The following is a 13,554-nucleotide window of genomic DNA, read 5'->3' as shown; positions in this document are numbered from 1 at the left end:
TTGAATATATAGAATAAAGAGCACTTATTGCTCCTATTTCAAGGAGGTTGATCTTATGAATGTCCGAACAATGAAAGAGGACGTGGCTCTGGAGCTGTGTGAAACGGAATGTCCTTCAACCGAGAGGGTTGCTTTGTTAAAAGAAACGGTTTCGGATGATGATATGCTCGGCATGGCCGAGATCTTCAAGGCGCTGGCCGACCCGACGCGGGTCAAGGTAGCCTATATGCTGGACCGCGGCGAGTTATGCGTTTGCGACGTGGCTGAAGTTCTCGGAAGCTCCACCGCAACAGCCTCCCATCATTTGCGCACGCTGAAGAACAAGAATATCGCCAAATCGCGCAAGGCGGGTAAGAATGTATACTATTCGCTAAAAGACGACCATATCCGGACTTTGCTTCATATGACGCTGGAGCACCAGAAGGAGAGGGTGTAGATGAGCACGGACAACCATCAGCAATCCAAAACATCTCCTGAAGCAGGTGGCAGCAAACTTGTTGAATACAAGGTCCAGGGCCTCTCGTGCCCGAACTGCACCCGTGAAATGCAGGAGGAGATCCAGAAGCTCGACCATGGAAGCGACGCCCGGCTGAGTTATAACAGCGGAAAGCTGACCCTTTCCCCCCAGGTGAACCTAAACCGGGTAGAAACCATTTTGAAAAGTGATGGCGCCCGTATCGTTCATGCCCCGCAAACAGCCCTTTCGGCTGCCGGCGCTGATGTTCGGCCCGCCTCTTCGTCGCACGCTCATGGTGCGTCAGAAGAACACGACCACGGACAAAGCCATGAACATGGACATGGACACAGCCATGGCAGCGAACGAAAAATGAAGTGGCTGCTGTCCATCTCGGCTGCGTTTTATCTGCTGACTTTTCTATTAGAAGGGAACGCCGCCGAGTCGGTTGTGATCGCATTATATGCAGGTGCCATGATATTGAGCGGGTATACGACGTTTTTGCGCGGACTGCGTAACCTGACCCGCTTCAAATTCAATATGGATACCCTGATGACCGTTGCGCTCGTAGGTGCCGTCATCATCGGGGAGTGGCGGGAAGCCACGCTCGTTGCCATTCTCTTCGGCCTCAATGAGCTGCTGGAAGGCTACGGCATGAACCGTGCCCGCCAATCCATGGAAGCGCTGCTGGCCGCAGCGCCGAAGGAAGCCGAGCTTTGGGTAGACGGCCAAACCAAACGCGTGCCGATCGAGAGCCTCTCTCCCGGAGACGTTGTCCGGGTAAGACCTGGCGAGAAAATTCCTTCGGACGGAGCCATAACCCAGGGAACCGGCGCGGTGAACGAAGCTGCCATAACCGGAGAATCGGTGCCTGTTACGAAACGGGAGGGCGACGCCGTATTTGGCGGCAGCGTAAGTACCGACGGCGTGCTCTATATCGCCATATCGAAGGCTTATCAGGATTCCTCCCTGGCCAAGATCATGCATCTTGTGCAGGAGGCGCAGGACAGCAAGACGCCGACGGAGCTATTCATCGATAAATTTGCTAAATACTATACGCCAGCCATTATGATCATCGCATTGGCTGTTGCGCTGATTCCTCCGTTGCTGCTGAATCAGCCCTGGATGACCTGGGTTTACCAGGGGCTGTCCATTCTCATTGTCGGGTGTCCTTGCTCGCTCGTGCTCTCTTCGCCGATAGCGCTGGTTAGCGGGATGACCCGCGCGGCACGCAACGGCATTCTAATTAAAGGCGGAGTCCATCTGGAGCAGCTCGGACGCCTGGAAGCCGTCGCTTTCGACAAGACGGGAACCCTGACCAAGGGCGAGCCGGCCGTCTACGCGGAAACCGTATATGATGAGGATAAATTTTATGCCGTGGTAGGCGCGCTGGAGCAATCCTCGCTCCATCCGTTGGCCAAAGCCGTCATGAAACATCTGGAGATCAAGCAGCCGCATTGCATGTTTAATGAACCTCAACAGATTACGGTGCTGCCGGGTGAAGGCATTCAGGCTGAAATCGGAGGGAAGCTGTTCTGGGTGGGCAGCGAGGAAGTGCTGAAGCATGTGAGCGGCCCTCAAGATCATATCCGTGCCGTTGAGGATGACATTCGGAGAATGAAGGCCCAGGGGTACACGATCGTTGCCGCCGTAAGCGAGGAGCGCGTATTAGGTCAATTCGGTCTTGCCGATGAGATTAGGCCGGAGACCGCAGCCGTTGTCCGCAAGCTTCACGAGGCTGGAATCACGGATACGGTGATGCTGACGGGCGACCATGAGCAGTCGGCGCAGGCGATCGCGAAACAATCCGGCGTATCGCGGGTGTTCGCAAGCCTGCTGCCGGAACAGAAGGTTGCCAAAATCAAGGAGCTTAGCTCCCGCAAAAAGACCGGCATGGTCGGCGATGGCATTAACGACGCCCCTGCATTGGCCGCTGCCGATCTGGGCATCGCAATGGGAAAAGGAACGGACAGCGCCATCGAAACCGCCGACATCGTATTGATGCAGGATCACCTTGGTAAGCTGCCCGGAGCCATCAAGACGGCAAGACGAGTCAACCGGATTATTAAATGGAACATCGGACTTTCCTTGTCGCTGAAGGCCATCGCTCTGCTGCTAACGATTCCGGGCTGGCTGACCCTATGGATCGCGATCATATCGGACATGGGGGCCACCATTATCGTTACCCTGCTGGGTCTCACCATTCTGCTTGGCAAGGATCAGGAGCTGCAATCAGGACATTGATATAAACCGGAGCTGCGTCCCTTCTGGGCAGCTCCGGTTTTTTAGGTTCGGACGCTCCCTCTCCCCTCAGCTTTGCTTCATCGCATATATCATTTTTTACATGATTTTTTGATTTGATGAAACATTTCCCATTATTTAGTCGTTTATATAGGCGGGAGTGAAAACAGAAGGAGGAATTACAATGAAATCCGTACAAATCATCAAACTAGCAGGTACCGCATCCATAGCATTGTCTTTAATGCTTACATCCTCATCGCTCATAACCATTCCTGCCCATGCGGCAGCAGCCTCCACATCGCAGAGCAAGGCAGCCTGGAGCGCGCTCGATGTGAAGCATAAACCTTATACAAACAAAGGCGTCGTGTTCATTCCACTGAAGGAAGTTTCCGAGCAGCTGCAGCTGCAGCTGACGATCCCTGGAAAGAACGAGCTGTACATTAACAGCCCGACCCAGTCTGTTCGCATTATTATTGGAAATTCGCGCGCCGTGAATGCCAAGGGTACCGCTTTGAAGCTCGAGGCGGCTCCGGTTGTGAAGAAAGGCGTGACTTATGTTCCCGCCAGCCTGATTACCAAAGGCTTCGGCATTCAGCTGAAGTACGACAGCAAATCCGGACTTCGAACCACCTTTGATTCCTGGTCCCGATACGCTTATGCCTCCAAGGCCAATATGCTGTTCTGGGTGAATCGCGAGACCGGTATGCTGTCCATGGGGAAAGCCGGAACGACGCCAACGAAAGTCGGCATTCTCCCGGTTGAGGATATCGATCAAGTGGGCTTGAACGCACATCGCATCAACAGCAATACCTATGTCGTCGACTTGTCCAATTATTACGGGGAACCCCATATCCATGAAGGAAGATATCGGGTGCTCATTCAAGACAAGAAAATCCTGAAGCTTTCCAAAACCAATCACACCAATTTTGCCGGGATCAACTATCATCCGGACCAACTCAGCTACAAAGGCAATATCGCCATGATGAATGGCAGCACGCTGGAGCTGGTTCATCCGATGGGCAAAACGGTAAAAACCTACGATCTGGCCGCCCTCACCGGTGTTGACGATCATTTTATTGTGGAAGCGATCGAACGGGACTTCCTGCTCGTCCGTCCCTATACGAAGGCAACCCTGTATATCGTTGAACCGACAGGCAAGTCCGCAGAACTTATCTATCCCGAACTTTTGGACGAGGAGAGTATCAAAGCTATTGAAGAGATGCCGCCAAACGAAGTGGGTTTCATCGGAGACGGCCTTACGTATGACGGATATGCCGGCGGCAAGCTGAAGCTTCAATACGAAAATCCGTTTCTTGATATAAAGAAAGAGCTGACCTACGCCCTTCCATTCTAACCGTATCAATCACAAAAAAAGACCGGCGGATTCATTCACGAATCCAACCGGTCTTTCCTTATGTCCGCATCTAGAAAAATGCTTATTTATGGTATCATTCCGCTGTTTGAAGAGCTTCTCTAAACTCCTCCGGCGAGGCATTCCACCATTCCTCGTTACGGGAGATCAGCAGTTCGCGCAGCGCTTTCTTCTCCACGTCGCCAAGCCCATCCAGAATAATCTTGCGCTTCATCGCCGCATCCATTTTATTCACATGGTCGGCGAGGATTTTCCAGCCGCGGCGGGCATCATGGTCGATCCACATTTCGCACGCGGTCATGCCTGCATAATGCTGTCCTTCCGCGGTACGGTCTACAGCTACCCACACGATCCATACCTGGCGTCCGTTGGGCACTTCATCACGGTTCATGCTGAAGCGGATGCCCTTCTCCACCTTGCTCTTTGCATGCATGGCTCCAATATCCACTCGCGCCTCGCCATTGTCGATGATGACAGGCGACAAACTGTTCAGATCGATGGAGCCGGATCCAAACCCCTTATGCTTACTCTTGCTATTGATAATATTCAACGCAATGGGTTTCTTCGCACCCTGCTTCTGATCTTCGTTCTCCACTGCTGCCGACCTCCTATATCAGAGCCGATTCTCACGTATCAGCCGCTAAATTGATAACCATGTCCCAATAATTTTATTTTAACTAATAATCCCCCAAAAGCAAACATATACATGCACTAGATGCTTGTCAACGGGAGGTTGTTCGATATGGTCCCACCACGTGCCAAAGTCTTTCTATCATCCCTGCTTGCCCTTGGTTTGCTTGCAGGATCGATGCCGATATTTCTGAATCCAGGGTCCTCAGCGTCTGTCCTTGCCCCAAATGCGGGCAAGCCCTCTGCCTCTGCCGTGGAGAAGGCCCCGCTCTCACCGCCTAAGGTGCAGCCTGATACTCCCGCTCCGGCCTTAAGCGACCGGCTGGTGGAATATCACATGGATGTTCGGTACGAGCCTGAGGAGAACAAACTTAAGGGCAAGCAGACACTCACTTGGACTCACCCAGGCAAAAAAAGCGTAAATGAGCTGTACTTTCATCTGTATCCCAATGCCTTTGCTTCCGATGAAACGACCTTTATGAAGGAATCGGGCGGCAGGCTTCGTTCCGACCCCATGCCGGACGACGGGTACGGCTCCATGACCATTACCAATGTGAAAACCACGGAAGGACTGGCCCTGACCCATCGCCTTCAATTCGTCCAACCCGATGACGGGAACATCAAGGATCACAGCCTTGTCAAACTTAGATTGCCCAAACCCATCAAGGGCGGGGAGAGCATCACCATTCACATGGAATTTGAAGTCGAGCTTCCCAAAATATTCGCGCGCATGGGCACCACCGAGAATTTTATTATGGCTGGCCAATGGTTTCCTAAAGTATCGGTCTATGAACCGGCCGGACTTCGCGGAAGAGCCGAGGAAGGATGGAATCTTCATCAATACCACGGCAACTCCGAGTTCTATTCCAACTTCGGCATTTACAGCGTTCGCATCCGGGTGCCCGAGAATTACATTGTCGCCGCGACCGGATTCCCGACCAAGCCCGCCCAAAAGTCGAACGGGGAAAAAATTTATCAATTCTATGCCGATGATGTGCACGATTTTGCCTGGTCGGCCTCGCCCAATTTTGTCACGGCCGAGGAAGCCTTCTCGGCACCGGGCGTGCCGGGCGTCCGCATCAAGCTGTATCTCGATCCGGCCCATAAAGACCTGAAGGACCGTTACTTTGATGCCGCCAAGTCGGCACTGGCTTCGTTCGGTAAATGGTACGGAACCTATCCTTATTCCACGTTGTCCATCGTCGTCCCGCCGGAGTCGGGCAACGGTGCAGGCGGTATGGAATACCCGACGCTGGTCACGGCCTTCGGGGCCAAGAACGATTCGCCGGGTTATGAGCTCGAACGGACCGTCATTCACGAGATCGCCCACCAATATTTTTACGGAATGATCGCAAGCAACGAATTTGAGGAAGCGTGGCTGGACGAGGCCTTTGCAACCTATGCAGAAGAAAGAGTGATGGAGAAGGAATACGGCATTACCTCCAACACCGCTGCTCAAGGAGCATCGATTACCTCCCCTGCCCCGCTGAAGATGGAGTCCTGGAAATACAGCTCACACGAGAACTACGCGCTGAATGTTTACACGAGAGGCAAGCTGGTGCTGCAAGGCATTGAACGGCAGGTCGGTCCACAGATGATGGGGAAAATCATGCATACCTATGCCCAGAAATATCGGTTCAAGCACCCAACCACGTCTGATTTTCAGAAAGTCGTCGAGCAAGTAAGCAAAACATCCTGGCAATCGTATTTTGACCAATATGTATATGGAAGCCAAATGGCCGACGTCGCCATCGATGTGATCAAAACCAAAAATAAAGGCACGTCAGACCATCCGCGGTATGAATCCACGGTCAAGATTACGAGCAAGGACGGAGATATAACCGATGTGCCTATCGTGTTCGCCTTTGAAGACGGCAAAACGGTGGAGCGAACCTGGAGCGGTAAGGACGAAAAAGTTACGTACACCCTGGAGTACAGCACCCCGCTCGCCTGGGCCATGGTTGATCCGAAATACTCCATCGTTCTGGAGAATAGACACATCAATAACTATATGAAGGCAGGAATGGATCCGAAGGTGGTCACACGCTGGAATCTCAGTATTACCAAGCTTGTGGAGACGTTGTTCGGCAGCCTGTCATGGTGAGGGGGGAGCACATGAAAAGTTATGCAGGCCAAGGGTGGATCAGTGTTAAAGACCAATTATACGTCTCCATTCTGCTGTTCTTGTACCGCATGCTGTGGGGATATTGCCTGTACCGGCTTGTAAAATCGGCAGTCGTCCCCCTGCTGATGCGGTATCCGGATTCTGCCCCTAACGAGCTTAGTCGCCTGTTATTCTTCTACGAGGGCGAGATGAGTCTATCGTTAAGCGGCACGGTCCATACCTATGGTTGGCTTCTGGCCGCTCTGCTCCTGATCCGGATGGTATGTACCCCGCTCATTCGGGCAGGCATCTTCTATAACCTCCACCAGGAGGCTAAGGGCGAGCGCGGATTATTCTTCTTCACCGGCATGCAGAAGCTATGGAAGCCCGTTACGGTATTTTATCTGATCGAACTTGTTCTTACCTTTGTGCCCGGATACTGGATTCTGCCCAAAATCCTTCCGATCCTGCTGAACGGGATCCATGAGCCGGTTCTGCTGCTTCATGCGCTGCCTCATGCAGCCGGCTGGTTTCTGTACGCCTATCTGATTCGCCTGTTATTGCTCTATATGCAATTCGGCCGTACGGACAATTCCGGCATGATCAGCTCCGTTCTTGCGCTCTTCCGCCGACTGGGCACGGCTGTGCTGTTATCCCTTACCGTTGGCGGATCGGCCTGCGTCATTCTTTTGCTCCTGAGCTCGGCATCGCTCTTCTGGGCGGGATTGATCGGCTTGATTATTCAGCAAGCCTCTTATTTTTTAAATGGACTCTTCCAAATTTGGGTAATTTCCGCCCAATATCATTTGTGGCGGGATTCTTCTTCGCAGCATGCCTAATCGTTACATTTCGTTACCATCATATGATAAACAAGCTCGTAAATATGCTGTAATCGGAAGCGACACATTTCTCTCTCGGACTTGATTTTACAAAGAATAGAAGCTCATTTTTCCTCAATATTACATTTTCCGATGGCCAAGTTACAAAAAAACCTGATCCCGCATGATGGGGACAGGTTTTTTTGTATAAAAATGAGCTTTCCTCATTTGCCAAATTGTTAATACTCTGCTAAAATAACGAATATGTTAGTAACAACTTTGTCATCTTTACTGTAACTTTTTGCTGGAACTATGTAATTTCGTTAAGCATGTTGGAACGTCAGACGTCTATGAATGGGTTCATCAACATTTTAAGGAGCCGAATTCCCATGATTGGGAAGCGGGGGATCCGTTTTGGGTGAATTGATCTCGCAAGAGAGGGATCATAGGGGACCTTCAACCGAACCCTTAAGCTAACCTCGCAGGCAATGGAAGGAGCTTTTTGTTTTGAAAAAGAAGTTAACGGCCATTTCTCTAGGCCTGGCCCTCGCACTCACATTAGGGACCGGAAGCGCTTTCGCCGATTCCAAATTAAATACTGCAATCAAACCAGCCATTGGTGTCTCTTATAAAACAGGTGGAACCACAACGAATGGTTTTGACTGCTCCGGATTCACCAGCTATATCTACAAGAAACTTGGTCTTAGCCTGCCGCGCACGTCTGGAGCTCAATACAAAGTCGGTACGGCCGTAGCCAAGAGCAAGCTGAAAGCTGGCGATCTCGTGTTCTTCAACACATCCGGCAGAGGTGTATCTCATGTGGGTATTTATGTTGGGGGCGGCAAATTCGCTCATTCCTCATCCTCGCGCGGTGTCATCATCAGTCCGCTGAGCCAGAGCTATTACGCCAATCGATACGTAGGTGCTAAGCGAGTCATGAGTCAGTCTACGTACAAGTCTGTAGCTGTGAACTACAATTAATTACTGGAACTTCATTGATTTATCCTTTACAAGAAGCCCTGGGCGTATGAGATTGTGCCGATCTCATCCAGCGGCTTTTTCTTTTGTCTGCTCTGTGTATACCTTTATAACGTTTGGGACAACGAAAAAGTTCCCACTTTTCGAGAAAAAAAGAAAATTATTATGCGAATTCACTTCGCCCCCTCATGTCGTTGCATCTTCTACCCTTTATATACCCTCCTCTCCCTTCATTAAACACCCTAATGGAAAAATATTGATTTTATTTTCTGAGGACTACTACGAGCAGCGATACGTAGGTGCCGAGCGCATCATGAGCAATGATCAGTATGAAAAGTCGACCGGAGAATCCTCCTAAGCTTCGATGTCTTATCCTCGTCCTGCCCATACATATCCGTTTGCCCGTCAAAGGAGACCTACTTCTCTTGGACGGGCTTTTTGATGCGGCTAGAATGTTTGAGAAATGGGGTATAATTTAATTTGTAATTATGACAGGGGGACTTTGCCAATGGATGCAGCACCGATTTCATTTCATACGGTGGTCATGCGTGAAGAGCACGCGAAAGAAATATGCGCCTGGACCTATCCTCCTCCCTATAACATTTACGCTTTTCTTCCCTGGGAGCAGATGAAGGGGCTTGAGATCGAGTTTGGGGATCCCGACATCCGCCGGGAACAGTACATTTCGATTTTGGATGAACGGAAGACGCTATGGGGATTTGCCCAACTGTTTCCGATGCATGAGGTTACGCGAATCGGGCTGGGCATGCGGCCTGATTGGTGCGGGCGGGGAATGGGTAAACGGTTTATGCAGACGATTGTCCGGGAAGCGAGGCGGAGGCGGCCTGCCGATGAGATCGACCTGGAGGTAATGACCTGGAATGAACGTGCGATCCGCGCGTACGAAAAGGCGGGCTTTCATATCACCGATACGTATGAGCGCCTTACGCCGACGGGAAACGCCCTTTTCCACTGCATGGTGTATGAGCCTCCGGCAAATGAGGAATAGTAATCTTTGTCTATATGAAAAGGCACAATTTTGTGTACTTTTTATGAAGGTGCGCGGTATAGTTGCTTTTTTTGTCACAACTGGCTATGCTGTCTATGGATGTTGGTTTATAATGGAGACAAGTGCAAAAGTGCAGTATACATAGAAGGGACGATATGACGATGCAAAAATGGATCATGAGCGGATTGTTCTTCGTCGCATGTGCGTTGGCTATTGCGCTGATGTTTACGCTCCCAGGCAAGGAACAGGTAGCTCAGGAAGAGAAGCCGACTATGCCGGAAGTGACTCTGGATGCTGCCACAGCGGAAGCCACACTGAAAGCAAGCTGCATCAGCTGTCATGGTGACCAACTTCAAGGCGGCGCTGGACCGGCTTTGAATCAAGTAGGTGGACACATGGATGCGGACGCGATCTTCAACGTTGTAACCAAAGGCCGTAAGGGTATGCCTTCCTTTAAGGATCAACTTAAGCCTGAAGAAATCGCAAACATCGCGCTGTACCTTGCTGAGAAAAAATAAATCAGCTTATACGCAAAACACGCTTGAACCTGGAGAACCTCCCGGCGCAAGCGTGTTTTTACATATTGGGGAGCTATGAGCCGGTTGGATCCGACTCCCGTCTATTGTCCCGTCTTGCCGTCCTTGGAACGGCTTTTCTCATAGGCCTCGTTAAACTGCTGTGCTTCCTTAATATCCACAGCCGTAATGCCGCCGTCGTCCCAGGAAGTGAGACGCAGCGTAACGACTTTATAATCTATGGTGATATAGGGGTGATGTCCGAAAGCTTCCGAAATAGCTGCCACTTCATCAACAAAAGCGATTCCCTTCATGAAGGAGGAGAAGGTATACTTCCTGACGATCCATCTCCCTTGTTCAAATTCCCAACCCTCAAGCTTTTCCAGATGAGCCTCTACTTCTTGCTGCGTATAAAGCATCTTTTATCTTCCTCCCCGAAAAAAACCTATCGTAAAGCCGACTGACACGTGTATGGGCTTCTGTCATCTATTCTATTCTGCCCTGTTTCCGTTGATAACTGGAGTGATTACACAAGAGCCACAAAGGCCAACTCTTCTTCACCGATCAAAATATGTATTCGATGGTTATTCTGGTCATGCATGACCACGCCGCTGCCGACGCTAATCACCGGCTCCGTGCCCAGCGCATAGAACAAATCCTCCGCCAGCGCCTCATGAACCTCATTCCGCTCGGCTTCGCCCAGATTGCCCCAATCCTCCGCTTCCATTTCAAAGAAAACGTAGCTGTCGGAAATTCGCCCGACGGCTTCGGTCAACTCCGCGAGGATTTCGCCGTAATCCCTTCCGTGCTTCACACCCATCTCAATCACTCCTTTCCTTACCGTACTAAGCTTCGTTTCCCTTCCTTCCATTATACCGGAAATTACAACTAAAAAAAAAAGCCCGACCTGACGATAAATAGGATAACGCCCCACAAAAGGGGCCCGGTTCTCCATGAGAGCCGTTCTGACGAATGGATTCGTTATTTTATTTCTCACGGATGAGGTGTGGTATGGAAATTTCAACAATTATAGGCTTAATCATCGGTATCGTCGCGGTACTGGTGGGCATGATTCTTAAAGGTGCCTCCCTTCTCGCTTTGTATAACCCGGCAGCCTATCTAATCATTCTTGGCGGTACGGCAGCAACTTTATTCATCGGATTTCCGTTATCCGAGCTGAAAAAGATTCCGAAGCTGGTCAAAATGACCTTCGTGAAACAGAATCTGATGGACAAGACGGACATGATCAAGCTGTTCATGGAATGGGCTTCGATTACGCGCCGTGAAGGTCTGCTGGCTCTGGAAACCAAAGTCGATGAGATCGATGACAGCTTCCTGCGTAACGGAATGCGCATGATTATCGACGGCAACGATCAGGAATTCGTACGCGATGTATTGATGGAAGATATCAACGCCACGGAAGAGCGCCATCGTTCCGGCTCGCTGATCTTCTCCCAGGCCGGCATGTATGCACCTTCCCTCGGAGTACTCGGAGCCGTTATCGGTTTGATCGCTGCACTATCCCATATGGAAGACATGGGCGAGCTTGCCCATGCCATCGGGGCTGCGTTTATTGCTACCCTGCTCGGTATCTTCACCGGTTATGTCATCTGTCACCCGATTGCGAACAAACTCAAGCGCCTATCCAAGCGCGAGGTTGAAATTCGACTGATGATGGTAGAAGGCCTGCTGTCCATTCAATCCGGTGTATCCACCATTGCAATCAATCAGAAGCTCTCCGTGTTCCTGACACCATCCGAACGCGCTGAGCTCAGCGAGAGGGAGGCTGGTGCTAGTGAGCAAAAAGACTAGACACGAGCCGCACGAGGAGCATGCCGACGAATCCTGGCTTCTTCCGTACGCAGACCTGCTGACATTGCTTCTGGCCCTGTTCCTGGTTTTGTATGCCATGAGCGCGACGGATGCACGCAAATTTCAAGAAATGAGCGAAGCCTTCAGCGTTGCTCTCACCGGCGGAACCGGCGTGCTGGATTACAGCAAGACCGAGCCCAGCGACACCCCGCCTAATATTAACGATCATAAAGCGACAACCCCTTCCGTTCCCGCAACAACGCCTGACCAACGTCGTGCCGAGTTGATGCGTCAGGAACAAGAGGATCTGGAGAAGCTGAAGAAACAGCTCGATAATTATATTAAAAATAACGGTTTAACCTCTGAGCTCAGCACCAAGTTAAACCACTCCCAGCTGGTCATTACGATCCGGGATAATGCCCTGTTCCCGTCCGGCGAAGCCGTGGTGAAGCCGGAGGCCCGTAAACTGGCCAAGGCCATATCGCAAATGCTTCACAAATTCCCGGATTATGAGATCATTGTTTCCGGTCATACGGATAATGTGCCGATTTCCAACAGCAAATATCCGTCCAACTGGGATTTAAGCTCGGATCGAGCATTGCAGTTCATGAAGATTCTGCTCACCAACTCGGAACTGGACCCTAAACGGTTCATGCCGATCGGTTATGGAGAATACCATCCGATCGCCGATAACAACACCGCTGTTGGACGAGCCAAGAACCGTAGGGTTGAGGTATCCATTATACGTAAATACCAGGATAGCGCAACGTTTACCAGCGTGAATGAATAACCGGTAAAGGAACGGTCTAACCGACTATAACACACCCTAAACAACCGATGCATCTGGCCTCCAGATCTCATCGGTTGTTTTCTTTTTACACAAGGGATTCACAAACCCGGTACACTATAATTGCTACTCGAGCTTATAGTTCAGCAGCCGGCCAAGCTCTTCCTTCTCTTTGTCATTAAGATCGCGCCATGAGCCGATACGTTGGCTGCCAAGTCGAATATTCATAATCCGGATTCGCTGCAGCTTTCGAACCTCATAACCAAAAGCGCTGCACATTCTGCGGATTTGCCGATTTTTCCCCTCCGTCAGAATGATTCGAAATACGCGTTCGGACATTCGCGTGACCTCACAGGGGAGCGTCATCTCCCCCAAAATTTTGACGCCGCCGGCCATTCCGCGAAGGAAGGATTCAGTAACCGGACGGTCCACCGTCACAATATATTCTTTCTCATGTTTTCCTTCGGAGCGAAGGATCTTATTGACGATATCTCCGTCATTCGTTAACAGGATCAGTCCTTCGGAGTCCTTATCCAATCGTCCAATGGGAAAAACCCGTTCGTTATGGCCTACGAAGTCTACAATATTGCCCTTAATATGCGACTCGGTGGTGCTCGTAATCCCGACCGGCTTATTAAGAGCAATATATACATGCTTCTTCTTGTCCTGAAGCGGCTTTCCCTGGATCCGCACATCGTCGCCTTCCTCGGCCTGGCTGCCCAAGACCGCAACCACCCCGTTAATGGTGACCTTCCCGCTCTCCACCAGCTTGTCCGCTTCACGACGCGAGCAATATCCCGTTTCGCTGATAAATTTATTGATTCTCAAAGATGC

General features: G+C 50.8%; 14 protein-coding genes and 1 riboswitch. Of the genes, 10 read left to right on the top strand and 4 right to left on the bottom strand.

What is annotated here, in order from left to right; translation table 11 throughout:
* The first annotated feature begins 55 nt into the window (after positions 1 to 55).
* The 3 genes from MHI43_RS00515 (at position 56) to MHI43_RS00505 (ending at position 4,049) form a co-directional block, all read left to right on the top strand.
* Complete coding sequence (locus tag MHI43_RS00515; RefSeq protein WP_012818357.1) at positions 56 to 436, top strand: metalloregulator ArsR/SmtB family transcription factor; 381 nt, start codon at positions 56 to 58, stop codon at positions 434 to 436.
* A complete protein-coding gene (locus MHI43_RS00510) occupies positions 437 to 2,698 on the top strand; it encodes a heavy metal translocating P-type ATPase (protein ID WP_012818356.1) in 2,262 nt (753 codons plus the stop codon).
* 181 nt (positions 2,699 to 2,879) lie between these two features.
* Complete coding sequence (locus MHI43_RS00505; RefSeq protein ID WP_036662871.1) at positions 2,880 to 4,049, top strand: copper amine oxidase N-terminal domain-containing protein; 1,170 nt, start codon at positions 2,880 to 2,882, stop codon at positions 4,047 to 4,049.
* A 94-nt stretch (positions 4,050 to 4,143) separates the two neighbouring features.
* Here MHI43_RS00505 and MHI43_RS00500 read toward each other — a convergent pair whose 3' ends face one another.
* Positions 4,144 to 4,662, bottom strand: coding sequence for a YwhD family protein (locus MHI43_RS00500; protein ID WP_012818354.1), 519 nt, complete (start codon positions 4,660 to 4,662; stop codon positions 4,144 to 4,146).
* 147 nt (positions 4,663 to 4,809) lie between these two features.
* On the opposite strand from MHI43_RS00500, the gene MHI43_RS00495 reads away from it, so the two are divergent.
* From MHI43_RS00495 to MHI43_RS00475, 5 genes are all read left to right on the top strand, one after another.
* Positions 4,810 to 6,801, top strand: coding sequence for a M1 family metallopeptidase (locus MHI43_RS00495; RefSeq protein ID WP_036662873.1), 1,992 nt, complete (start codon positions 4,810 to 4,812; stop codon positions 6,799 to 6,801).
* An 11-nt stretch (positions 6,802 to 6,812) separates the two neighbouring features.
* Positions 6,813 to 7,640 carry a hypothetical protein gene (locus MHI43_RS00490; RefSeq protein WP_036662875.1) on the top strand — a complete coding sequence of 276 codons (828 nt, stop codon included), beginning with the start codon at positions 6,813 to 6,815 and terminating at the stop codon, positions 7,638 to 7,640.
* Between the two features lie 346 nt (positions 7,641 to 7,986).
* A riboswitch (cyclic di-AMP (ydaO/yuaA leader) is annotated at positions 7,987 to 8,122 on the top strand.
* A gap of 4 nt (positions 8,123 to 8,126) precedes the next feature.
* A complete protein-coding gene (locus MHI43_RS00485) occupies positions 8,127 to 8,600 on the top strand; it encodes a C40 family peptidase (protein WP_012818351.1) in 474 nt (157 codons plus the stop codon).
* Positions 8,601 to 9,105: 505 nt separating this feature from the next.
* A complete protein-coding gene (locus MHI43_RS00480; RefSeq protein ID WP_036662877.1) occupies positions 9,106 to 9,606 on the top strand; it encodes a GNAT family protein in 501 nt (166 codons plus the stop codon).
* Between the two features lie 161 nt (positions 9,607 to 9,767).
* Positions 9,768 to 10,124, top strand: a complete 357-nt coding sequence (locus tag MHI43_RS00475; RefSeq protein WP_036662889.1) for a cytochrome c — start codon at positions 9,768 to 9,770, stop codon at positions 10,122 to 10,124.
* A 101-nt stretch (positions 10,125 to 10,225) separates the two neighbouring features.
* On the opposite strand, the gene MHI43_RS00470 is transcribed toward MHI43_RS00475, so the two are convergent.
* On the bottom strand, positions 10,226 to 10,540 hold the full coding sequence (locus tag MHI43_RS00470) for a 4a-hydroxytetrahydrobiopterin dehydratase (protein WP_012818348.1): 315 nt from the start codon (positions 10,538 to 10,540) through the stop codon (positions 10,226 to 10,228).
* Between the two features lie 107 nt (positions 10,541 to 10,647).
* On the bottom strand, positions 10,648 to 10,941 hold the full coding sequence (locus MHI43_RS00465) for a hypothetical protein (protein WP_009595521.1): 294 nt from the start codon (positions 10,939 to 10,941) through the stop codon (positions 10,648 to 10,650).
* A gap of 191 nt (positions 10,942 to 11,132) precedes the next feature.
* Here MHI43_RS00465 and motA point away from each other — a divergent pair, with 191 nt between their 5' ends.
* Positions 11,133 to 11,933 (top strand): flagellar motor stator protein MotA, encoded by an 801-nt coding sequence (gene motA / locus MHI43_RS00460; protein WP_009595558.1) that lies wholly within the window; start codon positions 11,133 to 11,135, stop codon positions 11,931 to 11,933.
* Positions 11,917 to 12,723, top strand: a complete 807-nt coding sequence (gene motB / locus MHI43_RS00455) for a flagellar motor protein MotB (protein ID WP_009595545.1) — start codon at positions 11,917 to 11,919, stop codon at positions 12,721 to 12,723. Before motA ends, motB begins: the two co-directional genes overlap by 17 nt.
* Before the next feature lie 123 nt (positions 12,724 to 12,846).
* Here motB and rluF read toward each other — a convergent pair whose 3' ends face one another.
* The gene (rluF, locus tag MHI43_RS00450) at positions 12,847 to 13,548 is read right to left on the bottom strand and encodes a 23S rRNA pseudouridine(2604) synthase RluF (RefSeq protein ID WP_036662880.1); all 702 of its coding nucleotides are present in this window, start codon (positions 13,546 to 13,548) and stop codon (positions 12,847 to 12,849) included.
* Between the last annotated feature and the right edge of the window lie 6 nt (positions 13,549 to 13,554).

The sequence above is a fragment of the Paenibacillus sp. FSL H8-0457 genome (assembly GCF_038051935.1).
GTDB classification, from domain to species: domain Bacteria; phylum Bacillota; class Bacilli; order Paenibacillales; family Paenibacillaceae; genus Paenibacillus_AQ; species Paenibacillus_AQ lautus_A.
The sequence above is the reverse complement of the archived record's forward strand: the minus strand, read 5'-3'. Positions and strand labels throughout refer to the sequence as shown.

Bases quoted from the DNA above. Each gene is read 5' to 3' on its own strand.
- MHI43_RS00515 (WP_012818357.1), top strand. From the start codon at position 56: ATGAATGTCCGAACAATGAAAGAGGACGTGGCTCTGGAGCTGTGTGAA.
- MHI43_RS00470 (WP_012818348.1), bottom strand. From the start codon at position 10,540: ATGCTTTATACGCAGCAAGAAGTAGAGGCTCATCTGGAAAAGCTTGAG.
- MHI43_RS00490 (WP_036662875.1), top strand. From the start codon at position 6,813: ATGAAAAGTTATGCAGGCCAAGGGTGGATCAGTGTTAAAGACCAATTA.
- MHI43_RS00505 (WP_036662871.1), top strand. From the start codon at position 2,880: ATGAAATCCGTACAAATCATCAAACTAGCAGGTACCGCATCCATAGCA.
- MHI43_RS00475 (WP_036662889.1), top strand. From the start codon at position 9,768: ATGCAAAAATGGATCATGAGCGGATTGTTCTTCGTCGCATGTGCGTTG.
- MHI43_RS00465 (WP_009595521.1), bottom strand. From the start codon at position 10,941: ATGGGTGTGAAGCACGGAAGGGATTACGGCGAAATCCTCGCGGAGTTG.
- MHI43_RS00495 (WP_036662873.1), top strand. From the start codon at position 4,810: ATGGTCCCACCACGTGCCAAAGTCTTTCTATCATCCCTGCTTGCCCTT.
- MHI43_RS00480 (WP_036662877.1), top strand. From the start codon at position 9,106: ATGGATGCAGCACCGATTTCATTTCATACGGTGGTCATGCGTGAAGAG.
- MHI43_RS00510 (WP_012818356.1), top strand. From the start codon at position 437: ATGAGCACGGACAACCATCAGCAATCCAAAACATCTCCTGAAGCAGGT.
- motA (WP_009595558.1), top strand. From the start codon at position 11,133: ATGGAAATTTCAACAATTATAGGCTTAATCATCGGTATCGTCGCGGTA.